The organism is Carboxydocella sporoproducens DSM 16521 (assembly GCF_900167165.1).
Classification (GTDB): domain Bacteria; phylum Bacillota.
On sequence record NZ_FUXM01000012.1, the window covers coordinates 38,748 to 62,281 of the forward strand.

Sequence of the window (23,534 nt, forward strand, 5' to 3'; positions counted from 1 at the left end):
AAACCAAGCCAGAAAATAGCCGCTATTAGCTCCCGCCAGCTCAGCATCAGCCACCGCCTCCCATAATCTGCAGAACCCGAAGGGCCTGTTGCAGGTTTGTAGTAAAAGGTATCCAGGCCAGTACAACAAAATTATATGTAATGAATATGGCCAAACCGCGATACCAGTACTGGTCAGGCCAGCTCTCGGGTAAACGGGGCAGAAGATAGCGGCGATAAAGCCGCCAGAGAATGAGCGCCCCAGCATGGAGCATCCCCCAGAAAATAAAGTTCCAGCCCGCTCCATGCCAGATACCGGTTACAAACATGACCACCAGGGTATTGAATAAAATCCGGCGGAAAGCCACCCGGCTTCCCCCCAGGGGGATAAAAAGATAGTCCCGGAACCAGCGGGTCAAAGACATATGCCAGTGTTTCCAGAACAGAGATATATTCCCTCGCAAATAAGGCCAGTCGAAGTTTTCCTGGATTCTCAGACCAAAGAAACGGCTGCTGCCCACTGCTATATCAGTATAGCCGGAAAAATCCACATAGAGTTGCCAGGCATAGGCGTGAGCTGCCAGCCAGTAGGCTCCTGCAGACAGTCCGGGCTTGCTCAAGCCACTGGCCAGTGGAGCCAGCGCCGCTGCCACCAGCAATTTCTTGAACAACCCCAGCAAAATGCGTTCCAGCCCCTCCCAGAGGTAATTCCACTGCCAGCGCTGTTTTTCTCCCAATTGGCGAGAAAAATCCTGCCAGCGTTCAATAGGCCCGGAAGTAAGAATGGGCCAGAAAAAGGAATAGCCCAGGAAGGTTATTAACTCTCTTTGCTCAACCTTGCCCCAGTAGCTATCGATTACATAATGCAGCCAGCGAAAGGTGACAAAAGATATCCCCACCGGAACCGCCACCTGTTCCCAGTGCCAGCGGCCCGGCTGTCCCAGGGCCTGTAAAGCCTGATTGAGTATTTGTAAAAGAAAAGCAAAATACTTGGTATAAAGCAAATAAAAACTCACCACTATTATAGCCAGTGCCAGCAGCCAGGCTCGCCTCTGGCCCCACCGACTCAGAATTTCTCCCAGCAGAAAAGTTAGCATGGCCAATCCCAGCATTAATAAGCCCTGCCCAGGATACCAGTATAGCAGGAGTGCGATATTGCTCAGAGCCAACCATAAGCTGCGGCTGCTGCTTCCCGGCAAGAGCCAGAAAACTCCCACCATGACCAGCAAAATCAACCCACTGGTCCAGGATAATAAAACCATGGCCGTCCATCCATTCCCTTCTGTTTTAGATATTGCTATTTGGACATAAGCTAATTGTAGCATATTTCCCTTTCTGATAACAGTAACCGGTTAGGCTGACCGATGAAAAAGACCTACCATCCAACCTATATATTTTACCATTTACCATGACTTAATTGCATTTAGGGGGAGAGAAGTTGTATTTGCCTGAAAATAGAATTATTTTTAAATTGAATGAATATTCATTCTGCCAGGCCGGAGGGAGATGCTATGTATCACCAAACTACTATTGGGCTGTTTCACCAACAACTGCCCAAATATATCAATAAACCCCTGTTTCTAACCAAAAAAGAGGGCAAATATCAGCCTGTAACCTGGAAAGAGGCCGCCGAAGAAGTCCAGCTCTTTACCCTGGGTCTTCTGGCCCTGGATACCAATCCCGGAGACCGGATAGGTCTGATGATGACAACCCAGTATTTCTGGCCCCTCTGGGACCTGGCCATTATCGCTGCTCGTGCCATCAATGTTCCCATCTATCCTACAAATAAAGGCCCTCAGGTTGCTCATATTATCAATGATAGTGGCAGCAAAATCCTGATTGTTGGCTCCTCAGAACTAGCAGAAGAAGTAATAAATCATCAGCAGCTGATGCCAGATTTAAAACATTTGATTCTGCCTGACCCCATCCCCACTTCTTTGAAAGAAAAAGCAGAAAACATAAAACTGTGGTCTTTTGCCGATTTGCGTCAGCTTGGCAAGGAACTCTGGCAACAACAACCCGGTCTTTATGATCGAACCTGGCCCCAGGTAAAACCCACTGATATCTGTTCCATCATTTATACATCCGGCACTACTGGTAACCCCAAAGGAGTTATCCTGACCCATATCAATTTTCTCAGCAATGCCTGGGGCTGTTACCAGGTTGTCCCCAGCCCGGATACCCATGTCAGCCTTTCCTTCCTGCCATTAAGTCATGTGCTGGAAAGAACCCTGGGCTGGTACTACATGCTTTATGCCGGGGTAACCATCGCCTATGCCGAAAGCATCAATGACGTCCCCAAAAACCTGGAAGAAGTTCGTCCTCATCTCATGTGCAGTGTACCCCGCCTTTATGAAAAAATCCATCACCGCATTATGGAAAACGTCGCCACTTCTTCCTTCCTGAAAAAACGCATTTTCCACTGGGCAATTAAAGCAGGAAAAAAACGCGCTAACCTGCTGGCTGCCAAACAACCTGTTCCCCTGTGGCTACGCTGGCAGGACACTCTGGCTGACCGTCTGGTTTTTCGTAAAATCAGGGAACGCTTTGGCGGCCGTCTGGATTTCTGCGTCTCCGGTGGCGCTCCCCTGGGCCGAGATCTGGCTGAATTCTTTTATGCTGTAGGCATCAGGGTCATTGAAGGCTATGGTCTGACCGAAACTTCCCCGGTTCTAACCTGTAACCGCCGGGAAAACTATCGGTTTGGTTCAGTTGGCCTGGCCATTCCGGAAGTGCAATTAAAAATTGCCCCTGATGGCGAAATTCTGGCCAAAGGCCCCAATCTCACACTGGGCTATTATAACAATCCGGAAGCTACTGCCGAATTATTTACTGAAGATGGCTGGTTAAAAACAGGAGATATCGGCATCATTGATAATGACGGCTTTCTTTTCATCACCGACCGTAAAAAGGATTTAATCATCACTGCCGGAGGCAAAAATGTAGCCCCCCAGCCCATTGAACAACTCCTTACAGCTGACCGTTTTATCGCCCAGGCCGTTGTTTATGGAGATAAACAGCCTTTTATGACTGCAATGATTGTTCCTGATTTTACCGACCTGGAACACTATGCGCGCGAGAAAGGGGTGAATTTCACTACCCGCCAGGAATTGATTACCTTGCCCAAAATCCAGAAACTTCTGGCCAAGCGGGTAGCCAAAGCCCTCAAGCATCTCCCCAGGTATGAACAGGTTAAACGCATTACCATCCGCGCCCAGGAATTTACTATGGATGCCGGAGAAGTCACTCCCACTCTGAAAATCCGACGCAGGATCATATACAAGAAATATGAACAGGATTTCCTGGCCATGTATCAGGACCAGGGCCCCTATGTGGAAGTCATCTACAAACATGATGAAGAGGAAGATATTCCAATTAGCCCCGGTACTCCTCTCTCCCGGTAAGATAAAAAGGCACTTTGCTCTCCCGCAAAGTGCCTTTTATCCTTATTTGGTTTCCAGCCATTCAACCTGGCCACTGCCCAGATGATATTTGGCTCCCACGATTTTCAGCTTACCCTGTTCTACCAGTTCCTTAATGATAGGGCTTTTTTCCAGTTCGACCATGGAAGCTTCCACATTCAGTTCCGTAGACTTTTCTACCAGCTGATCGCCGGCCAGACCGGTAGCCTTCGCTTTTTCCACCGAAGGCTTGATTTTTTCTATAATTGAGCCGATGCTGCCCGGTACTTCTCCGCCCTTAACCGCAGCGGTAACGGCACCGCATTTTTCATGACCCATGACGACAATCAGGGGAGTACCCAGGTGTTCAGCCGCATATTCAACACTGCCAGTAGCCACCGGATCAATCACATTTCCGGCTACCCGTATAACAAATAAATCCCCTAAAGCCTGATCGAAGATGATTTCCGGCGGTACCCTGGAATCAGAACAGCTGACAATGATGGCAAAAGGATGCTGGCCATTCTTTTTCAGCTCTTCCCGCCGTTCATCCCCCAGATTGTCGGGCAAAACCTTTTCGCCGGCAAAGCGGGCATTTCCATCTTTCAGCAGATTCAATGCTTCATCCGGATTTTTGATGATTTCCGGTCGCTGATAGACCTGAACCGCCGATGCGCTAGCAGCCTTTTCACCGCTATTTTCGCCGGTCTTCTGGGCTTCACTGCCACAGCCAGCCAGAGTAAAACTCCCCAGCAATAAGGCCCCAGCCAGCACTCCCCCCAGCACTTTCTTTCTCTCTACCATTTTGACACCTCCAGTAATTGTTTGTAATTTTTCGCTCAAATTATATTCGCTGCTTTTTCTTTTTTTCCTGCTAAATCCCTGAATTTTTTGTGAAAAGTAGCACAGTCCACAGAAAACAAAAAGGGGCGATAAGGCCCCTCTTTATGGCAAATTGGTGTTTCCCATCAAGAAGCGGTCACACTCCCGGGCCGCTCCCCGGCCTTCGCGAATGGCCCAGACCACCAAACTCTGGCCCCGGCGCATGTCACCAGCTACAAATACCTTCGGTATATTGGTACGGAATTTGCCAAAATCCGCTTTCACATTACCGAATTGGTCCAGTTCAACTCCCAGCTGATCCAGGAGCTGTCTTTCCGGTCCCACAAAACCCATGGCCAGCAGCACCAGCTGCGCGGGCCAGACTTTTTCCGTACCGGGAATTTCCTGTGGTACCAGGCGGTCCTGTGGCCCTTTCACCCATTCCACCTGGACTGTATGCACTTCCTTGACCCGCCCCTGTTCATCACCAACAAACCGTTTGGTCATCACGCAATATTGACGGGGATCTGCACCATAAAGGGCGGCAGCTTCCTCCTGGCCATAATCCACCTTCAATACCCGGGGAAACTGCGGCCAGGGATTGTCTGCCGCTCTCGTTTTCGGTGGCTGGGGCATGATCTCCAGCTGTACCACGCTACGGCAACCGTGCCTGATGGCAGTAGCAACACAGTCAGTACCGGTGTCACCGCCCCCGATCACCACTACATCCTTGCCCGCGGCGGAAATATAGTTACCATCTTCCAGATTGGAGTCCAGCAGACTCTTGGTATTGGCCTTGAGAAACTCCATGGCGAAATGGATACCTTGCAGGTTACGGCCTTCTACCGGCAGATCCCGGGGCTTAGTTGAACCTCCGCAAAGGATAACGGCATCAAATTCTCCCAGCAAGCGGCCTACGGGAAAGTCCTTACCCACTTCGGTATTGGTGACGAATGTAATGCCTTCTGCTGCCAGAATATCGATGCGGCGCTGGACAATCTTCTTATCCAGCTTCATATTGGGGATGCCATACATCAACAGTCCCCCCACCCGGTCAGCCCGCTCAAATACGGTAACCCAGTGTCCTGCTTTATTGAGCTGAGCTGCGGCTGCCAACCCCGAGGGACCTGACCCTACCACCGCTATTTTTTTGCCAGTGCGGATGGCCGGAGGCCGGGGCACAACCCAGCCTTCTTCATAAGCCCGGTCGATTATAGCACATTCGTTATTCTTGATAGTTACCGGCTGACCGTGCAAACCGCAAGTACAAGCCCCTTCACAGGGAGCAGGACAGACCCGGCCTGTAAATTCGGGGAAGTTATTGGTCTTGTGCAACCGTTCCAGTGCCTCCCGCCACAGACCCCGGTAAATGAGGTCATTCCACTCAGGGATCAAATTGTTGAGGGGACAGCCGGAAACAGCTCCATTGATGATCACTCCGGTGTGGCAGTAGGGGGTGCCGCACTCCATGCAGCGGGCCCCCTGGATCTTCAGTTGTTCTTCCTCAAATTGGTAGTGGAATTCATTCCAGTCCTTGATTCTTTCCAATGGCTCCCGGTCACCCGGCAGTTGCCGCTGGTATTCCATAAAACCGGTCGGTTTACCCATAGCCGTACCTCCTATACACCCTTAATTCCAGTTTTTCTTAAAGGCCGCCAGCAGGGCTTCGTCCCCGGTCAGACCGGATGCATAGGCTTCCTCGATGGCCTCAATCATCCGTTTATAATCCCTGGGTATGACCTTGACGAATTGGGTTATCTTGTTATCCCAATCAGCCAGTACGGCTTCGGCCAGAGCACTGCCGGTGTAACGGGCGTGTTTAGTGATCATAGTCTTGACTTCCTCGATTTCCCGTTCATTTTCCAGCCGTTCCAGCAATACCATTTCTTTATTGCAGCGCTGCGGGAAAGTGCCGTCTTCGTCCAGCACATAGGCGATACCGCCTGACATCCCGGCAGCGAAGTTGCGCCCGGTTTTACCCAGCACTACTACCCGGCCACCGGTCATATATTCACAACCATGGTCACCTACCCCTTCTACCACGGCATAGGCGCCACTGTTCCGCACACAGAATCTTTCCCCGGCTACACCCCGGAAATACGCTTCCCCCGAAGTAGCCCCATAAAGGGCGACGTTACCGATAATGATATTCTCCTCCGGCTTGAATTTGGCTTCCAGAGGCGGATAGACGATAATCTTGCCACCTGATAGACCCTTGCCAATATAGTCATTGGCATCTCCTTCAAGCTCCAGTGTCATACCTCTGGGTATAAAGGCACCAAAACTCTGGCCTGCTGAGCCTTTAAACTTGAGCCAGATGGTATCTTCCGGCAGGCCTTCCGAACCATAGCGACGGGTGATTTCACTGCCCACAATGGTTCCCACCACCCGGTTAATATTGCGGATAGGCAGAGTGGCAGTAACCTTTTCACCCCGCTCGATGGCCGGTCGGCAAATATCCAGCAGCTCCCGACGGTCCAGGGACTTATCCAGCCCATGGTCCTGCTGTGTGCGGCAATATCTGCCTACTGTTTCCGGCACATCCGGCTGGTACAACAGGGGTGATAAATCCAGATGCCTGGCCTTCCAGTGTTCAATGGCTTCATTTACTTCCAGCACATCGGTACGTCCCACCATTTCATCAATGGTGCGGAAACCGAGCTCAGCCATGATTTCCCTGATTTCCTGGGCCACAAAACGCATGAAGTTAACCACATGTTCCGGTTTACCCTGGAAGTTTTTCCGCAGTTCCGGGTTCTGGGTGGCAATCCCCACCGGACAGGTGTCCATATGACAGACCCGCATCATCACACAGCCCATAACTACTAGCGGCGCGGTGGCAAAGCCATATTCCTCTGCCCCAAGCAGAGTAGCAATCACTACATCCCGGCCGGTCATCAGCTTGCCATCCACTTCCACCACAATCCGGTCCCGCAGGTTATTTAACACCAGGGTCTGGTGGGTTTCTGCCAGTCCCAGCTCCCAGGGCAACCCTGCGTGCTTGATACTGGTCCGCGGGGAAGCTCCAGTACCACCATCATAACCGCTGATCAGCACCACATCAGCCCGGCCTTTGGCCACCCCGGCAGCAATGGTCCCTACGCCCACTTCCGATACCAGCTTCACATTAATACGGGCATTGGAGTTAGCGTTTTTCAGGTCATGGATCAACTGAGCCAGATCCTCAATGGAATAGATATCATGGTGAGGCGGAGGGGAAATCAGCTCCACTCCAGGAGTAGAATGCCGCACCGCTGCTACCCAGGGATAAACCTTACGCCCTGGCAGCTGGCCCCCTTCCCCGGGCTTGGCCCCTTGAGCCATTTTGATCTGAATTTCATCGGCATTGACCAGATATTCGCTGGTAACCCCGAAACGTCCGGAAGCCACCTGTTTAATGGCACTGCGTCTGAGATCCCCATTGGGGTCGGGTTTAAAACGGGCAGGATCCTCCCCGCCTTCCCCGGTATTGCTCTTCCCGCCAATGCGGTTCATGGCGATGGCCAGACATTCATGGGCCTCCTTGCTAATGGAGCCAAAGGACATCGCCCCCGTCTTGAAACGACGGCAAATGGATTCCACCGATTCGACCTCATTCAGTGGAATAGGTTTGCGCTTGGGTTTAAACTTGAATAATCCCCGTAAAGTAAAGTGTTTCTGAGTTTGGTCATTAATTAAAGCAGCATACTTTTTGTAGAGCTGGTAGTCTCCCCGGCGGCAAGCTTCCTGCAACAGATGAATGGTCTCAGGATTGAAGAGATGGTCCTCTCCATTTCGCCGCCACTGGTAATCGGAGCCAGGATCCAGGGTTTGGTCTAGCCCCTCCTGAGCAGAAAATGCTCGTTGATGGCGCATTAAAGCCTCCTGGGCTACTATATCCAGCCCAATACCTCCCACCCGCGAAGGAGTCCAGGTGAAATACTTGTCTATAAACTCCTGGGAAAGGCCAATGGCTTCAAAGATCTGAGCTCCCCGGTAGCTCTGGATAGTGGAGATACCCATTTTGGACAGGACTTTTACTACCCCTTTGGTAACAGCCTTGATATAGTTTTTGATGGCCTTTTCCCGGCTGATGCCAGGCAACATGCCCTGATTGATCATGTCATCTAAGGTCTCAAAAGCCAGGTAAGGGTTAATGGCGCCGGCCCCATAGCCCAGTAGAACAGCAAAATGGTGAACTTCCCGCGGCTCCCCTGATTCGAGAATCAGGCTGGCTTTAGTCCTTCTGCCATTGCGGACCAGATGATGGTTGACACAGGACAGGGCCAGCAAAGCGGGAATGGGTGCATTATAGGCGTCTACTCCCCGGTCGGAAAGAATCAGATAATTGCACCCTGCATCAATAGCTGCATCCGCCGCCCGGCACAGGTCTTCCAGTGCCTGTTCCATGCCTCTGGCGCCGTCTGCTGCCCGGAAGAGAATGGGTAGAGTTACTGATTTGGCCCCCTCACGCCGGAGATAGCGGATTTTGGCCAGCTCTTCGTTGCTCAGAATCGGGGTCTGGATTTTAATCTGCCGGCAACTGGTGGGCTCTGGTTTGAGAAGGTTTCCTTCCGGGCCCAGATTGGTCACCGTCGCAGTGATGATTTCCTCCCGAATAGCATCAATAGGCGGGTTAGTCACCTGAGCAAACAGCTGTTTAAAGTAATCATACAGAAGCCGCGGCCGGTCGGAAAGCACCGCCAGCGGTGCATCCATCCCCATGGATCCAACCGGTTCCATCCCCTTTTCCGCCATGGGCGCCAGGGTATCTTTCAGTTCCTCAAAAGTATAACCAAAGGCCAGCTGTTTTTTCAGCACTGTCTGGTGATCCAGCTCCGGTGCCACCGGACCTTCGGGCAGGTCTTCCAGTGCTACCAGATGTTCTTTCAGCCATTCTTCATAGGGATGTTCGGTTGCAATTTGATGCTTTAGTTCATCATCGGAGATAATACGGCCTGCTTCCGTATCCACCAGCAACATGCGGCCCGGACGCAGTCTTTCCTTGATAATCACTTTTTCCTGGGGAACTTCCAGCACCCCTACTTCAGAAGCCATGATAATCAGGTCATCTTCTGTAACATAATAGCGGGAAGGTCTGAGCCCATTCCGGTCCAGCACAGCCCCGATGATGCGGCCATCGGTAAAGGCCATAGCCGCCGGACCATCCCATGGTTCCATCAAGCAGCTATGATACTCATAAAAGGCTTTTTTCTCCGGGCTCATGCTCTCATGGTTCTGCCAGGGTTCCGGAATCATCATCATCATGGCATGAGGCAAGGACCGTCCAGTTAAGTAGAGGAATTCCAGGCAGTTATCGAACATTGCCGAGTCACTGCCATCTGGATCGATAACTGGCAGGATTTTGGCCATATCTTCACCAAAAAGCTCGCTTTCACAAACCGCCTGGCGTGCATGCATCCAGTTGACATTGCCGCGCAAAGTATTGATTTCTCCATTGTGAATCAGATAGCGGTAGGGATGAGCCCTCTCCCAGCTGGGAAAGGTATTGGTACTGAAGCGGGAATGAACCAGGGCCAATGCTGTTTCAACTGCGGGGTCCTGTAGGTCGATGTAGAAGCGGTCTACTTGTTCTGGAGTCAGCATGCCCTTGTAGACAATAGTGCTAGCCGAGAGACTAGCGAAATAGAAATATTTACCACCAGGGTGGTCCCCATGGCGAATTTCCTTTTCAGCCCGTTTACGGATAACATAGAGCTTACGCTCAAAGGCCATCCGATCTGACTGCGGCCGGGGAGGAGCAATAAAGACCTGGCGAATAAAAGGCTGCGCTTTGCGAGCCATTTCCCCCAGGCTGGAATTATCGGTAGGCACAGTCCGCCAGCCCAGCAAGACCTGGCCTTCTTCTGCGATTATTTCCTCCAGTTTCTGTTCACAGGCTGCCCTTTCCTCCGGATCAACCGGTAAAAAGAGCATACCAACCCCGTATTGTCCGGGTTCAGGTAAATCAATGCCCAGCCGGGCACATTCCTTTACCAGGAAGGCATGAGGAATTTGCATAAGTATACCGGCACCGTCACCGGTGTTGGTCTCCGAACCCTGGCCTCCCCGGTGATCCAGGTTCAGGAGAATAGTCAGAGCCTGACGTACAATCTCATTGGACTTCTTGCCCTTGATATTGGCCACAAATCCAATACCGCAGGCATCATGCTCAAACTGGGGATCATACAGTCCTTGCTTGGGTGGTAAGCCATTCATGTACTCTCTCATAGCATGCACCTTTCTTCGTTTAAGTTTTCCTATTGCTGTATATTCTAACATTGCTTGTGCTTAAATACAATCATTCTGCTGCATGCATATTGCATACTTGCATTAAGGTTCGTAAAATGGAAGCAGGAGGGGATTAAATTGAAAAGCTATCGCAAGGAACTGTGGTTTGAAACCAAAACCCGGCGGGCTTTTATTAATATTACACCTCAGGTAGAAGCCGCCCTGCGGGAAAGCGGAATCAAGGAAGGTCTTTTATTATGTAATGCCATGCATATAACCGCCAGTGTTTTTATCAATGATGATGAAAGTGGCTTGCATCACGATTTTGAAACCTGGCTGGAAAAGCTGGCTCCCGAGAAGCCCTATGAACAATACCGGCATAATGGCTTTGAGGACAATGCCGATGCTCACCTCAAGCGCACCATCATGGGTCGGGAAGTAGTGGTAGCTGTTACCAATGGCCAGTTAGACCTGGGACCATGGGAACAGATTTTTTACGGGGAATTTGATGGCAAACGCCGAAAAAGGGTACTGATTAAGATTATTGGGGAGTAAATTCTTCATTTTTTGTGTGTTATTTTTGCAATTTATCCCCACCTATAGAGGTGGGGGTCTTCTTGCTTAATTTTTTTATAAAAAATCCTTTCCCGCTGAATAGGCGGGGAAGGATTTTAGTTTTTTTGTAGGTAGCTGACCACAATATTTAAAAACTCTTTTAAATCACTTAGGTTGTTTGTGATTATCTCATATACCGTTTCATGGTCAATTTCCCAATATACATGCACAAGCTTGTTTCTAAATCTGGCCATTTTTCTATAATTATTCAGTTGTTGCTCATTGATTAATCCTATCTTAAACATTGTTTCAAAAATTTCCACGTAAGTTTCCGGGGGAGGCAAGTTTCTATCTATCTGCTCTAAAGCTATTATTCGATTTCCTATATTGATGCAGGTTTCAATAGCTAACTGTAAATAACGTTCAGCGGCAGCTGTTAAAATTTCATCTTTTAAAAAAACGTTTTTTTCAGTATGAGCAACTTTTTCTAACAGATTGATATATTTTTTTAGCAATCTTGTTTGAGTAAGTAACTTTTCATCCAATTTACCTTCCCCCCAGTGCCCTAACAAACTCCCGGTTAAATTCCTCCCGGTAGGGCTTAAAATCAAGATAACTAAGGATTACCCCTGTTTCAAAATCTATTCTTTTTTTATGATCAGAACAATATAGGATCTGTTTATTCTTAAGGACCGCAAATTGTCTGCTTATTGGCTGGTAGTTGAGAACAATCCCGTCTATTTCTTCTGTTTCTAGAAATCTTATAAGCTCGATAAATATCCGGTTTTCTAAATCGACCATTACTGTCTGAGTCAATTTAAAATTAAATAAAATGGCCAGATCAATATCACTTAAAGGCTTGATATTATCCTTTACTAATGACCCAAAAAGATATACTGCAATTATTTCTTCACTGTATCTTGAAAAAATTTGACTGGTTAATGGCAATCGTTGTTTTATTTTTTGGAAATTAATTTTGTTAAATTTTATCATTTTATCACCAGCTTTATTTATGATACGGCTCCCCGCGCCGGATTTTCTGCCAGCGATAGATTTGTTCCAGCAAAATCACGCGCATCAGCTGATGTGGATAGGTAAACGCCCCAAAACTGAGCTTAAACTGACAGGCAGCCAGCACCTTATCCGCCAGTCCCAGGGAACCGCCAATGACAAAAACCAGATGGCTCCAGCCTGCCAGTAACCATTCCTCGACCCTGGCCGCCATCTCCTCCGAAGAACAGGTCTTTCCCCGCAGGTCAAGAGCTACCCGCCAGGAATGAGGGGGGAGAGCCGCCAGCAAACGCTCCCCCTCTTTTTGTCGTACCTGTTCCCGAACACTCTCCCCGGCCTCTTCCGGGCAGGACTCATCCGCGACTTCAATGATTTTCACCCTGGCATAGGGTGCCAGCCGCTTCAGGTATTCCTGTTCCGCCTCTCGCCAGTATTTTTCCTTGAGCTTACCCACACAAACTATAGTTATCTGCATAGTCATACCACCAGATATTTGGGCGGCTGATCGCAGAAATCGCAGTGCTGAGGAGCCAGCCAGTCCGTAAAGGATACCTTCTCTAGCAGATAGAGGTCGGGAGGTTGTTCATAGACATCGACGAATTCGTCCATTGCTTTCTCCAGATGGCGTTCACAAACACAATACACATTAGCCACTCCCATCATTTAGGGCTGTAAAGTCCCCGGCATTTCACCCAGTTTTACACTAAATTCCTTGAATTGACGGTTACGCACCACTTTTACCTTGATGATATCGCCCACCTTGTGTTTTCCGATCAGATCCTGCAGATCCTGGAAGGTCTTTACCTTTTCCCCCTCAACTCCCACGATGATATCCTGGGCCTGGATCCCGGCCAGACCAGCAGGGCCATTGGCCACTACATCATCGACCACGATTCCGTAATCTACTGGCAAGTCATATTGTTGCTGCAGATCTTTGTCAATTTCCACACCACGGTAGAGAATACCCAGCCAGGGCCGGATTACCTTCCCGTTTTTGATGAGCTGTTCAATTATGGGTTTAGCGGTATTGATGGGAATGGCGAAATTCATGCCTTCCACTTTTTCGCTGATGATTTTTACACTGTTGATCCCAATAACTTCTCCCCTGGAATTGACCAGGGCCCCACCGGAATTACCCGGGTTGATGGCAGCATCAGTCTGAATCAGGGTAAATTTCTGTTCCCCCACGGTCAGAGTCCGGTTGAGAGCGGAAATAATTCCGGCCGTAACCGTGCGGGCAAATTCTTCCCCCAGCGGGTTACCGATAGCTACTACCAGTTCCCCAACCTGCAGCTGGGAGGAGTCTCCCAGTTTGGCCACCGTCAGTTCTCCCGCTTCCGCCGGATTGATTTTGATTACGGCCAGGTCAGTTCGGGGATCCCGGCCGATGAGTTTGGCGGGGATATGTTTGCCATTAGCCAGACTGACAACCAGTTCCTGGGCCCCTTCCACTACATGGTTATTGGTAACTATATAACCCTGGGGATCGATGATTACCCCGGAGCCAGAACCCTGTTCCACACTGCCATGAGTTTCACCCCAGAAATCAATGCGGGTAGCCCGGTTAGATATTCCCACTACCGCCGGTCCTACCTGTTTGGCAATATCCACAACTGGCGCCGAGCCTGCGGGCAGGGGGACAGTCTGTCCGGGCGTAATTTGCGCTGGCTGATTAATCTTCACTTCTGCCTGTTTCTTTTCCAGATCGCGAAGTGGCCCCCATAAAGCAGCTCCTACTACCAGACCGCCCACTATGGCGCTAAGCAGACTGACAACTATGTAGCTTAAAAATCCAGGTCTCCGTTCATAATAAAACTGATCCATAAGTATCCTCCTTCCCTTTGTTTATTAGGATTACCTTATTATTTTTTTTCTAACCAGGCAGAAGGACTGCTGGCCGGTGCCACTTCCAGCCATGCTTCCTCTCCCGGTTTGATTCCCAGAGCCTGAAAGTGTTCCTCCACTGTTTTCAGCGCCTTCTGGGGCGTATTGTTTTCCTGGCTCAGGTGGGCCAGCAACACCCCCTGCTGGCGGCCACCCCAGAGCCGGGCCAGTACATCACCGGCCGTATCATTGGCCAGGTGCCCCCGGTCACTGAGTATACGCTTTTTTAAAGACCAGGGATAAGGGCCCTGAATCAGCATCTCCCGGTCATGGTTAGCCTCAAAAACCAGTAGCTCACACTCCATCAATTTGCGAGCCATGCCCCGGCTGACATAGCCGGTATCAGTCATAACCCCTGCCGTGGCTTCCCGGGTATGAAAAACATAGCCAACCGGATCACCGGCATCATGGGAAGTGGAAAAAGCCTCGAAAGCCAGCTCCCCGATTTCTATTTTTTCCTCCGGTGCCAGCATACAGCGATTATGCTCGGCAATAGGGCCCAGCTGAGCCTCCATGGCCGCCCAGGTGGATTCCGTCGCATACACAGGCAAGTTATATTTCCTGCTTAAAGCTCCCAGTCCGCAGGTATGATCCCTGTGTTCATGGGTAACCACTACTGCGGCTAGCTGTTCCAGACAGCGTTCCAGCTGGGCAGCTGCCTCTTTTAGCTTGCGTACACTCAGTCCGGCATCAATCAGTACAGCCGTTTCCTCTCCCTCCACCCAGATGGCATTGCCTGAACTGCTACTCGCCAGGGTAGCTATTCTCATGGTCTCCTCTCCTTGCCTGGATAATATCGATCTTTTCCACTTTGGTTTTCTCAATCTGCCAGCTCCGTTGCTCCAGAAGGCGGACAAAGGCCTGGGCCCCTTCACGCCCAGGGTCACTGAAAAGACAGTGTCCAGACGGAGCCAGGTTAAGTTCCAGGGTGGCCAGTAAATCTTCATGCAACCCGGGTTCATAAAACAAATCCGAACCCAGGATGAGCTGAAACTCTCCCAGCTTTCGATGCTGCCGCCAGTCCAGCAACTGCCAGGTCAGTTGTTCCAGGCCATTAGCCCGGGCATTTCGACCGGCCAGTTCCAGGGCCGCTGGGACAAAATCGGTTTGCACTACCTCTGCTCCGTTGGCAGCTGCTACCAGACCCACCAGTCCCAGACCACAGCCCAGCTCCAGGGCCCGCTTGCCCTGTACCAGTTCCGGTCTCGCTTCCAGCCACAGGGCCAGCCCTTCTGCCGCCGGCCACAGTTCGGCCCAGAAGGGAATATCTTCATCCGTTTCCACCTGAGCCAGCAGAGTATCAAGGTCGCGCACCCGGTACAGTTGAAAACTCCTCTTCTTGCCCTGCCAGCTCACCAGCTCCAGTTCCATGATTACCAGTTCCTCCCGTACTTCTTCATTATAGCAAGAAAAAAACCACGGCGACAACCGTGGTCGGCTAAAGTTCACTGAACTTTAAAATTATCAATATACCTTTTCAATTCCTCTGCCAGTTTCACCAGGTTATAGGAAAGAACATTGATTTGCTCATTAGCCGACATTTGCTGTTCCAGGGAAGCGGCCACCTGCTGGGTAGCAGTGGAGAACTGCTGGGCAATGCCACTGATTTTTTCCACTGCTCCAGCCAGCTGGGATAGTCCCTGAGACTGCTCCTGGGAAGCCTTGCTTATACCCTGTACCATTTCCTCGGTTAAAAGAACAGCATGGTGAATTTCATCCAGGGCCTGTTTTGCTTTCAGCGCAACCTTGACCCCGTCTTCAACCTCCCGGTTGCCATTGGTCATGGCCAGAGCAGCACTGGCGGTTTCAGCCTGAATTTCCTCAATCAGTTCACCAATTTTCTGGGCAGCTTCTCCTGAGCCTTCTGCCAGTTTGCGCACCTCATCGGCTACAACAGCAAAGCCGCGTCCGTGTTCACCGGCCCGGGCCGCTTCAATCGCCGCATTCAAGGCCAGCAAATTGGTCTGATCGGCAATACCGGTAATGACATTGACAATCTCGCCAATGTAAGTGGACCGTTGATAGAGTTTTTCCACTGCTGCCGAGGAGGTTTGTACCGCCTCTGAAATGGCATGCATTTTAGCTACCGCCTCTTCCACCTGCTTTAGTCCTTTACTGGCCAGCTGGGCTGCCTGCTGAGAGGAAGCAAAGGCCTGCTGGGAATGGGCCGCAACCTGGGATACAGCAGCCGATATTTCCTGCATGGTCTGCACGGTTTCCAGAATCTCATCAGCCTGTCGCTGCGAACCGCCGGCAATTTGCTCCATGGCTGCGGAAATCTGCTGAATAGAGGCAGTGGCACTCTCCGTAGCCTTTGAAACCTCAACAGCTTCTTTTGTTACCCCTTCTGCTGTAACAGCGCTTTGCTGGACAGTAGCTCTCACATCGACAATCATTTTATTAAAAGCTTCGGCGGTCTTGCCAAAAATATCACTGGTAGGAAAATAGATGGTGGTGGTAAGGTCTTTTTCTGCTACCCGCTTCGCTGCATCTGCAAATATCGTTAAGACCTCCACCAGCAACCTATTCACGTAGGCCAGAATCGCAGCTGCCGCTACGACACCGATAGGAATTACTGGTCCGAAAATGGCCAGCAGCTTATCATCCGGTACCTCCAGATACCAGGCCAGAAAAGCGGTCCAGATCAGTGTTCCGCCTCCGGTCACCGTTAGAAAAACTACGCCCAGACGCCAGAACGGCCTGTATTTCCACCTGGTAAATATCACACCTCTCACACTCCTCTACTTCCATAATCTAACCTACGCGACTTATTTCGCTATTTCCCGCCAAATTCCTGCCCCGAGACCATTAAATTTTTCTTCCAGATTTTCATAACCCCGGTCAATATAGTGAACATTATCGATTTCAGTAATTCCCTCTGCTACCAGACCGGCGATGATCAAGGCAGCGCCTGCCCGCAGATCCGTGGCCCGCACCTGGGCTCCTTCCAGCCGCTCAATTCCTTCCACCACTGCGGTTCTGCCCTGAATCTTAATCCGGGCTCCCATGCGTTTCAACTCATCAGCCAGTTGCATCCGGTTTTCGAAGACATTTTCGGTAACCATGGAGACACCAGGGGTTACAGCTAACAGGGCCATCATTTGAGACTGCATATCGGTCGGAAAACCAGGATAAGGCATCGTTTTTATATCTACCGGTCGGCGTGTTCCTGTGCTGATAACCCGAATAACATCATCTTCCTCAATTACTCTTACACCCATTTCTTTTAGTTTAGCTGTCACCGGTTCCACGTGGGTGGGAATGACATTTTCGATAGTAACATCCCCATCAGTGGCTGCCGCTGCCACCATGTAGGTCCCGGCTTCAATACGGTCAGGAATGATGGCATAACGGGTCCCCTGCAAAGCCTTGACTCCCTCGATTTTGATCACATCAGTGCCGGCCCCGCGGATTTTGGCACCCATTGCATTGAGAAAATTGGCTAGATCCACAATTTCCGGTTCCTTGGCCGCATTTTCGATGATTGTTTGGCCTTTGGCAGTAGCAGCTGCCATCATCAGATTTTCCGTTGCGCCAACACTGGGAAAATCCAGATAGATCTTGGCCCCCTGCAAACCATTGCTAACCCGGGCCTTAATATACCCCTGGCTCAGTTCCACCTCGGCTCCCAGCGCCCCCAGCCCTTTGATATGCAAGTCCATGGGCCGGCTCCCGATATTGCAGCCTCCCGGCAGGGCGATGTGGGCCCGGCCGGTCCGTGGTAGCAGCGAACCCAGTAAGAGATTGGAGGCCCGCAGTTTTTTCACCAGTTCATAAGGGGTATCATAACCGGGGTGCTCCGGGGGAACAATCCGCACTACCGTCGGCTCATCCCAGCTTACTTCCGCTCCCAGCAGACGAATAATATCCAGCATCACCAGCACATCGCTGATTTGCGGCATATTTTCCAGATAAACAGGGCTGGTAGCCAGCATGGCTGCACTGATAGCAGTCAGAGCAGCATTTTTGGCACCACTAACCCGTACTTTTCCTTCCAGTCTCACACCACCGCGTATTTTCAATACTGTCACTCTCGTGTCTCCTCCATTCTCTGCAAGCAAAGAAGGAGCGGGACCGTTCAGGGCCCGCCTCCGTTTCATTTGTATCGTTTTCCCTATAATATTTTTCGCCATTGAGCAGCAAAATCCTTCAATGCAGAGAAACAATTATAGAATTATTGATACCTTTTATCCCCTCAATCCCGGTCACCAGGGCTTCGGCCTTTTTCTTCTGGTCAATGCTGGCTACCCGACCAGCCAGAAAAGCGATCCCCTCTACCACATAAACCCTGACCATGGCCAAACCACTGGCTCCCAGCAAACTGCGAGCCTGATTGGTCAGGGCAATATCCCCGTTCCGGGCTCCTTCCCTGACCCGCAGATGATTGCGCACCTTTTTTACCCCTGGTACCTGTCCAGCCAGCTTTTCAGCAGTAGTTCTGTCCTCGGGGCGGTCTACCCAGCCCAACAGGGTAACCACTCCAGCCCGGGTTTGGGTCACAATGTCATGGTTGGCCAGGGTTTCGGCATGGGCAAAAACATCCTCTATACTGTTGGTAATGGTAGCGTCATCCCAGTCTGCCAGTGCCCCCGCTTCTACCTGAGAAATTACTTCCTTCACCCCGTAGACCTGGGAGGCAGCCTGGCGAGCCGCCTCTTCTTCCGCCCAGCTGGCGGTCTTGCCGACCAGTACCACCACACCGTTACTAACTTTAACTCCTATATGGCCCAGGTCAATCCCATGGCGCTGCAATCTTTCCCGTACTGCCGCCTCTACATCCTTATCGGCAGGCACATTTTCCGTTACCACCGTCAGGCTATTATCCAGGGGTTCAGCCCCGGCCACTTCCCGTACCAGTTCCTCTGCCCTTTCCTTTTCTGCCAGTAAATCCACACAACCGGAAAGCTGGATCTTGCCCTTGACCACCCGGACATTGATATCTTCAGCACTCAAGTTCATCTTTTCCTGCAAATGCCGGGTAATTTTTTCCTGCAAGCGGTTATCCTGATTCATCAGCAGCACCCCTTTTTGGCAGTAGTTTACCCAGCTTGATCGGTGCTTATAAATGCCCGGGAAAAATCAGCAAAATTTTCGCCAAAAGCTTTGTACCAGGCCCAGCTAAAAGGCCAGCCCTGACCGAGATATGGCAACAGGCGCCGCCAGGCTTTTTCGCCATATCTTTCCTCCATGAACCTGACCATTTGCCGGGCCTGGATATAGGCCAGCTCCTGATCAGGCAAGCTGTCAAACTGTCCATCCATCATTTCTACCGGATACCAGGAATGAGAGCCTGACCTGGCCTTAAATTCAAAACCGGTCAATTCATATTCCAGTTGCTGGGCAATCCCTTCCGTCAGCCAGCGGGGATAATTGCCCAGAGTCAGTTTATCCACCAGCAAATGGGCAAATTCATGAGCCATAGGTCCATTGACCACAAAATCCTCCTCTGCCTGTGCCCATTGCTGCGGAGCCAGCACCCGAATCGTACCTGCCCAGTAGACACCCATAGTCCCCTGATCCCCACCCCAGCCAAAAGAACGATTAAGGCTGTCTTTGTCGGGGAAAATGACTACCAGGGTTTTTCCCTCTATTCCTGAAATATGAAACTTTTTCAGAAGCGAAGGATAAAATTTTTCCGCAGTCTGCAAAACCAATCGGGCTTCATCAGCTCCTTCCGCATCGCCCTGATAGCGAATGCGAAAATGCTCCCCTTCAATTTCCCGCCAATCTCTGGTCTCCCAGACCAGTTTGGCCTTGAGTAGCTGCTGCAAAATCAGGTAAAGTCCCTGTTTTGGTTGAGGCCACCAGACCAAAACCAGCCCTAGCAAACAAAGGGCAAGACCAGCCAGCAATCCCCGCCAGTAATAAAGATTAGTATCTAAAATCGGCATATTAATCTCTCCCTTTAACTCTTTCTCCTCCTCTATTATACAATTTATATGCTATTTGCGGTCCCGGTAACTTATGGCAAGAAAAAACCTCTGCCCTGAAAGGCAGAGGTGAAAATCCTTATTGAGCCGGTTTAGCCGGTGTGGGAGCCGGTGCCGGACCGGGAACCGGAGTACCGCCTGTTCCTGTAGTGCTGCTGCCCGTTCCAGCGCTTCCTGTTCCGGAAGGGGCAGGCTGGGTCAGAGCCTGCTGATATTCCTTAATCCGCGCCTGAGCTGTGGCATAATCCGGGCTGGTAGCGGGGATTTTCTTCAGCTCATTTATCGCTTCCTGGTATTTGCCCTGGCTGCTGAGGTAGATAGCCAGGTTCAAGCGCGCCGGAGTAAAATCGGGATTAATACTGAGGGCCTTTTGGGCCAGTTCTATGGCTTTAACCGTATCGCCAGTATAATAATAGGCTGTGGCCAGGTCACCCAGGGTTTCGATTTTTTGGGGCTTGACTTTGAGTACATCATTGAAAAGAGCGATTGCCCGTTGCAAATCCTGCTGGGCCCCTTTCTGGTCCCCGGCCTGCAATTTGCTGCTGCCCTGGTTGAAATAGGCAGTCCCCAGCGCATCCTTGGCATCAATATCCTGAGGGTTTTTCTTAACTATCTCTTCCAGCTGGCTGATATTAACTCCTCCGCCGCCCAGCTGGGCTTGCCCCCGGTTGAATATTGCCGGTAACAGGATGGCCCCGATCAGGGCTGCAATGGTAAAGATGGCCAGAATAACCCAGTGATCTTTCTTTTTGTTCCCGGTAGGCGCAGTACCAACCAGCCCATCCTGTTTCACGACCTTTGGCTTTTTCCGGTGTTTTGGCTTTGGCACCAGACATTCTCCTTCCTGTGGTAAAATTCCCACAGGTTATATTCTACCCCGGCAGGCAGATTCCTGCCAGGCCTGATCTATTTCAAATTTTCGACATATTTTTCAGCAGCCATGGCTGCTACCGCTCCATCAGCTACGGCTGTTACCACCTGGCGCAGGGGTTTTTTGCGCACATCTCCGGCAGCAAAAACCCCCGGCAAATTGGTAGCAGTGCTTTCATCGGCCCGAATATAGCCATCTTCAGTGAGTTCCACCTGTCCTGCTACCAGAGCAGTCTGGGGCTCCATGCCGACAAAGACGAAAACCCCATCAGTGGCTACAGTAGATTTTTCTCCGGTCACCGTATCCTGAACCACTACCCCTGTTACCTGATCCTGCCCGGTGATTTCCACCACTACTTTATTCCAGAGAAAATCGATCTTTGGTTCATTAAAAGCCTTTTCCTGTACTACTTTGTCAGCCCGCAAAGTATCCCGACGGTGGATAATGGTTACCTTTTCCGCAAACTTGGTCAGGTACACCGCTTCCTCCACTGCGGAGTTGCCGCCACCTACTACTACCACCTTTTTGCCGGTGAAAAAGGCTCCATCACAGGTGGCACAATAAGAAACTCCCCGGCCCCGGAATTGTTCTTCCCCCGGACAACCCAGGGCGCGGTTTTTGGCCCCGGTAGCCAGAATTACCGCTTTAGCCTCATAAGTATTCTGGGTGGTTTTGACCACCTTGGGCTGGCCGGCCAGTTGCAGTTCCACCACTTCTTCCACTACCATTTCAGCACCAAAACGTCCGGCCTGTTCATGCAATTTCATGCCCAGTTCAAAACCGGCAATACCCTGGGGAAAACCAGGATAATTTTCAATGCTTTCCGTAATGGCAGCCTGCCCACCGGGCATCATTTTTTCGATTACCAGCACTTTCAGATTGGAGCGGGCTCCATAGAGGGCAGCCGTCAACCCTGCCGGCCCCCCTCCGATGATGATAATATCATACACAGTATTGGCCATTTTTCATCCCTCTTTCACTTTCCTGTATTTTCGCTACCTTTATTTTCTTACGAAAAATCCCTTTTGTCAAGTATACCCCCGTATAGTATATTAAAATTTTTGTTCAGGTAACCCCGAAAAAGAACAAAACCAGGGCAGTCCCTGGTTTTGTAGTTTAGCGCAAATATGCAAGAGGATTCTGGAAATCACCGTTTTTCAGTACCTCAAAATGGAGATGAGAACCAGTACTGCGGCCAGTTGAACCTACAGCACCTATATATTCACCCCGGCTGACCCGCTGGCCTTCGGTTACATCTATGGAAGATAGGTGGCCATAACGGGTAACCAGTCCATTGTCATGGCGAATCGCTATGAACTTACCGTATTCAGCATACCAGCCAGCCTGAATAACCACTCCATCTTCAGCAGCATAAACAGGGTTGCCGGTACTGCCATCAATATCTATTCCGGTATGCATCCGACCCCAGCGTTCACCATAGGGAGAAGAGATCGGACCACGAGTAGGCCAGAGCAAGTCACTGCCCACGTTACCCCGGGAGGCAATCATATAACTCCCTCCCCGTCCGCCTTTGTAAATAACTCTGGGGCGAGGATTTTCCACAATCCGGCTGGCTACCAGTTTTTGTCCTACCGGTACCCCATTAATAAATACCGTTTCCACCTGTTTAACCTGTTTACCCGGTTTACCTTCCTGAACTACCTTTTCTACCCCCCGGCGCAAGGTCCGTTTCATTTCCACCTTAACAGGAGCCGGAATGTTCTCGACAATCTGAGTCCGTAGCCTGGTTTCAATATGTACCAGGGGTTCCACTTTGGCCAGTTTGATGACCTGGCCCACATCGACGAATTCACCGGTAATCTCCGGATTCAACGCCCGGATGTCTTTCACCCTTAAGTCATAGCGCCGGGCAATCAGCCAGAGACTATCCCCTTCCTTAACGGTATATTCCTTGATTTCTGTCCGCCCTTGCAGCAGGATTCGAGCCGCTTCCGGAGCCGTGACCAGCTCACCACTGGCTGCTACTGTTTTAACAACCGCAATCTTTTCTTTAATTTGACTGGACACTACTGTGCCTTTCATACCGCCATTGGCCTGTTGCTGCAATAGAGTCAGTACTTTTTCCGCCTCTTCCCGGGTGGGCAGAACCACTTCAACCCGGCCGTTGATTTCGATTCCATATGCGGCCCGGATCGGCAACAACTGTTCCTGTAAAATTCGTTGCAGCCGGTCAGCTGCAGTCAATTCCTCTTTTCTTGCCTTTACCGGTTCATAGACAATCACCGGCTGATGAGAAGCCTCTCCCCTTAATTGGCGTTCTTTGATCAACTGCTTGATCAAGCGGTCTGCCTGCTGGCGTTCTTCTACCACTGCTACTTGCTTCCCATCGATTTCTACTGCAAAAGCTTTAATTCTATCATCAGTTTGCCAGGCTGCCAGGACATTGGCTACCAGTGCCAGGCCCAGCACAACCCCCAGCCAGTTGCCATTTTGCTGTTTGGTTGCAAGCTCTTTCTGCATGGCCCCTCCTTTCCCTGCTCATCCACTGCAGTCCGCAAAAGATAAACATGGCTTTTCTATTATATCATAGTTTAACTATCCAGCCAACCTTTTCTTTAAAATTTTGTGATTATCTTGTGATAATGTCACCTTGTAAAGTATTTTGATAAAATGTCACTATGAGAAACGAGGTGCGTTATCTAATGACACAAAAACAACTAAATAGGTACAAGGTAATTTCTTCCTTAATTGATGGGAAACTATCAATCAGTGAAGCAGCTATGAGCTTAGGTCTAAGTGAACGCCAGATTAAGCGCCTTAAAAAAGGAGTGATGGAACAAGGGCCGGCGTTCCTTATCCATAAAAATACAGGTCGTAAGCCGCAGCATGCGCTCACTGACGAGCTTAAAAG

At 50.4% G+C, this 23,534-nt stretch carries 21 protein-coding genes; 3 read left to right on the top strand and 18 right to left on the bottom strand.

Annotated features, from left to right (window positions below; genetic code table 11):
* Window positions 1-46: 46 nt before the first annotated feature.
* Window positions 47-1,240, bottom strand: coding sequence for an MBOAT family O-acyltransferase (locus B5D20_RS06415; protein WP_159071775.1), 1,194 nt, complete (start codon window positions 1,238-1,240; stop codon window positions 47-49).
* A 249-nt stretch (window positions 1,241-1,489) separates the two neighbouring features.
* Here B5D20_RS06415 and B5D20_RS06420 point away from each other — a divergent pair, with 249 nt between their 5' ends.
* Window positions 1,490-3,382 carry an AMP-dependent synthetase/ligase gene (locus B5D20_RS06420; protein WP_159071774.1) on the top strand — a complete coding sequence of 631 codons (1,893 nt, stop codon included), beginning with the start codon at window positions 1,490-1,492 and terminating at the stop codon, window positions 3,380-3,382.
* A gap of 42 nt (window positions 3,383-3,424) precedes the next feature.
* On the opposite strand, the gene B5D20_RS06425 is transcribed toward B5D20_RS06420, so the two are convergent.
* From B5D20_RS06425 to gltB, 3 genes are all read right to left on the bottom strand, one after another.
* Window positions 3,425-4,183: a carbonic anhydrase gene (locus tag B5D20_RS06425; protein ID WP_078665410.1), complete on the bottom strand. Its 759-nt coding sequence runs from the start codon at window positions 4,181-4,183 to the stop codon at window positions 3,425-3,427.
* A gap of 141 nt (window positions 4,184-4,324) precedes the next feature.
* A complete protein-coding gene (locus B5D20_RS06430) occupies window positions 4,325-5,809 on the bottom strand; it encodes a glutamate synthase subunit beta (protein ID WP_078665411.1) in 1,485 nt (494 codons plus the stop codon).
* A 21-nt stretch (window positions 5,810-5,830) separates the two neighbouring features.
* Window positions 5,831-10,411, bottom strand: a complete 4,581-nt coding sequence (gltB, locus tag B5D20_RS06435; RefSeq protein WP_078665412.1) for a glutamate synthase large subunit — start codon at window positions 10,409-10,411, stop codon at window positions 5,831-5,833.
* Between the two features lie 138 nt (window positions 10,412-10,549).
* Here gltB and B5D20_RS06440 point away from each other — a divergent pair, with 138 nt between their 5' ends.
* Complete coding sequence (locus B5D20_RS06440) at window positions 10,550-10,966, top strand: secondary thiamine-phosphate synthase enzyme YjbQ (protein ID WP_078665413.1); 417 nt, start codon at window positions 10,550-10,552, stop codon at window positions 10,964-10,966.
* Window positions 10,967-11,082: 116 nt separating this feature from the next.
* Here B5D20_RS06440 and hepT read toward each other — a convergent pair whose 3' ends face one another.
* From hepT to B5D20_RS06510, 14 genes are all read right to left on the bottom strand, one after another.
* On the bottom strand, window positions 11,083-11,511 hold the full coding sequence (gene hepT / locus B5D20_RS06445; RefSeq protein WP_078665414.1) for a type VII toxin-antitoxin system HepT family RNase toxin: 429 nt from the start codon (window positions 11,509-11,511) through the stop codon (window positions 11,083-11,085).
* Window position 11,512: 1 nt separating this feature from the next.
* A complete protein-coding gene (gene mntA, locus B5D20_RS06450) occupies window positions 11,513-11,959 on the bottom strand; it encodes a type VII toxin-antitoxin system MntA family adenylyltransferase antitoxin (protein WP_078665415.1) in 447 nt (148 codons plus the stop codon).
* Window positions 11,960-11,972: 13 nt separating this feature from the next.
* Window positions 11,973-12,452 (bottom strand): 23S rRNA (pseudouridine(1915)-N(3))-methyltransferase RlmH, encoded by a 480-nt coding sequence (gene rlmH, locus B5D20_RS06455; RefSeq protein ID WP_078665416.1) that lies wholly within the window; start codon window positions 12,450-12,452, stop codon window positions 11,973-11,975.
* 2 nt (window positions 12,453-12,454) lie between these two features.
* Window positions 12,455-12,640, bottom strand: coding sequence for a CxxH/CxxC protein (locus tag B5D20_RS06460; RefSeq protein ID WP_242947920.1), 186 nt, complete (start codon window positions 12,638-12,640; stop codon window positions 12,455-12,457).
* A complete protein-coding gene (locus B5D20_RS06465) occupies window positions 12,641-13,801 on the bottom strand; it encodes a S1C family serine protease (RefSeq protein ID WP_078665418.1) in 1,161 nt (386 codons plus the stop codon).
* A gap of 38 nt (window positions 13,802-13,839) precedes the next feature.
* Window positions 13,840-14,631: an MBL fold metallo-hydrolase gene (locus tag B5D20_RS06470; RefSeq protein ID WP_078665419.1), complete on the bottom strand. Its 792-nt coding sequence runs from the start codon at window positions 14,629-14,631 to the stop codon at window positions 13,840-13,842.
* A complete protein-coding gene (locus B5D20_RS06475; protein ID WP_078665420.1) occupies window positions 14,606-15,232 on the bottom strand; it encodes a class I SAM-dependent methyltransferase in 627 nt (208 codons plus the stop codon). Before B5D20_RS06475 ends, B5D20_RS06470 begins: the two co-directional genes overlap by 26 nt.
* A gap of 74 nt (window positions 15,233-15,306) precedes the next feature.
* Window positions 15,307-16,587, bottom strand: a complete 1,281-nt coding sequence (locus B5D20_RS13845; protein WP_078665421.1) for a methyl-accepting chemotaxis protein — start codon at window positions 16,585-16,587, stop codon at window positions 15,307-15,309.
* 42 nt (window positions 16,588-16,629) lie between these two features.
* Complete coding sequence (murA, locus tag B5D20_RS06485) at window positions 16,630-17,892, bottom strand: UDP-N-acetylglucosamine 1-carboxyvinyltransferase (protein WP_078665422.1); 1,263 nt, start codon at window positions 17,890-17,892, stop codon at window positions 16,630-16,632.
* A 118-nt stretch (window positions 17,893-18,010) separates the two neighbouring features.
* Entirely contained in the window at window positions 18,011-18,874 is an 864-nt protein-coding gene (locus tag B5D20_RS06490; RefSeq protein WP_078665423.1) for a BON domain-containing protein, read from the bottom strand.
* A 26-nt stretch (window positions 18,875-18,900) separates the two neighbouring features.
* Window positions 18,901-19,752, bottom strand: coding sequence for a peptidase MA family metallohydrolase (locus B5D20_RS06495; RefSeq protein ID WP_078665424.1), 852 nt, complete (start codon window positions 19,750-19,752; stop codon window positions 18,901-18,903).
* Between the two features lie 118 nt (window positions 19,753-19,870).
* Window positions 19,871-20,620 carry a tetratricopeptide repeat protein gene (locus tag B5D20_RS06500; RefSeq protein WP_159071773.1) on the bottom strand — a complete coding sequence of 250 codons (750 nt, stop codon included), beginning with the start codon at window positions 20,618-20,620 and terminating at the stop codon, window positions 19,871-19,873.
* Window positions 20,621-20,697: 77 nt separating this feature from the next.
* A complete protein-coding gene (gene trxB, locus B5D20_RS06505) occupies window positions 20,698-21,624 on the bottom strand; it encodes a thioredoxin-disulfide reductase (RefSeq protein WP_078665426.1) in 927 nt (308 codons plus the stop codon).
* 154 nt (window positions 21,625-21,778) lie between these two features.
* Window positions 21,779-23,143, bottom strand: coding sequence for a peptidoglycan DD-metalloendopeptidase family protein (locus tag B5D20_RS06510; RefSeq protein WP_078665427.1), 1,365 nt, complete (start codon window positions 23,141-23,143; stop codon window positions 21,779-21,781).
* A 182-nt stretch (window positions 23,144-23,325) separates the two neighbouring features.
* Between B5D20_RS06510 and B5D20_RS06515 the strand changes: the two genes are divergently transcribed.
* Window positions 23,326-23,534, top strand: a 209-nt coding sequence (locus B5D20_RS06515) for a helix-turn-helix domain-containing protein (RefSeq protein WP_143311829.1), incomplete at its 3' end; no start/stop codon positions are given.

What these genes read in the sequence shown, in the direction of transcription:
- B5D20_RS06415 (WP_159071775.1), bottom strand. Translation starts at nt 1,240, where the DNA reads ATGGTTTTATTATCCTGGACCAGTGGGTTGATTTTGCTGGTCATGGTG.
- B5D20_RS06420 (WP_159071774.1), top strand. Translation starts at nt 1,490, where the DNA reads ATGTATCACCAAACTACTATTGGGCTGTTTCACCAACAACTGCCCAAA.
- B5D20_RS06425 (WP_078665410.1), bottom strand. Translation starts at nt 4,183, where the DNA reads ATGGTAGAGAGAAAGAAAGTGCTGGGGGGAGTGCTGGCTGGGGCCTTA.
- B5D20_RS06430 (WP_078665411.1), bottom strand. Translation starts at nt 5,809, where the DNA reads ATGGGTAAACCGACCGGTTTTATGGAATACCAGCGGCAACTGCCGGGT.
- gltB (WP_078665412.1), bottom strand. Translation starts at nt 10,411, where the DNA reads ATGAGAGAGTACATGAATGGCTTACCACCCAAGCAAGGACTGTATGAT.
- mntA (WP_078665415.1), bottom strand. Translation starts at nt 11,959, where the DNA reads ATGATAAAATTTAACAAAATTAATTTCCAAAAAATAAAACAACGATTG.
- rlmH (WP_078665416.1), bottom strand. Translation starts at nt 12,452, where the DNA reads ATGCAGATAACTATAGTTTGTGTGGGTAAGCTCAAGGAAAAATACTGG.
- B5D20_RS06460 (WP_242947920.1), bottom strand. Translation starts at nt 12,640, where the DNA reads ATGATGGGAGTGGCTAATGTGTATTGTGTTTGTGAACGCCATCTGGAG.
- B5D20_RS06465 (WP_078665418.1), bottom strand. Translation starts at nt 13,801, where the DNA reads ATGGATCAGTTTTATTATGAACGGAGACCTGGATTTTTAAGCTACATA.
- B5D20_RS06470 (WP_078665419.1), bottom strand. Translation starts at nt 14,631, where the DNA reads ATGAGAATAGCTACCCTGGCGAGTAGCAGTTCAGGCAATGCCATCTGG.
- B5D20_RS06475 (WP_078665420.1), bottom strand. Translation starts at nt 15,232, where the DNA reads ATGGAACTGGAGCTGGTGAGCTGGCAGGGCAAGAAGAGGAGTTTTCAA.
- B5D20_RS06490 (WP_078665423.1), bottom strand. Translation starts at nt 18,874, where the DNA reads ATGAATCAGGATAACCGCTTGCAGGAAAAAATTACCCGGCATTTGCAG.
- B5D20_RS06495 (WP_078665424.1), bottom strand. Translation starts at nt 19,752, where the DNA reads ATGCCGATTTTAGATACTAATCTTTATTACTGGCGGGGATTGCTGGCT.
- trxB (WP_078665426.1), bottom strand. Translation starts at nt 21,624, where the DNA reads ATGGCCAATACTGTGTATGATATTATCATCATCGGAGGGGGGCCGGCA.
- B5D20_RS06510 (WP_078665427.1), bottom strand. Translation starts at nt 23,143, where the DNA reads ATGCAGAAAGAGCTTGCAACCAAACAGCAAAATGGCAACTGGCTGGGG.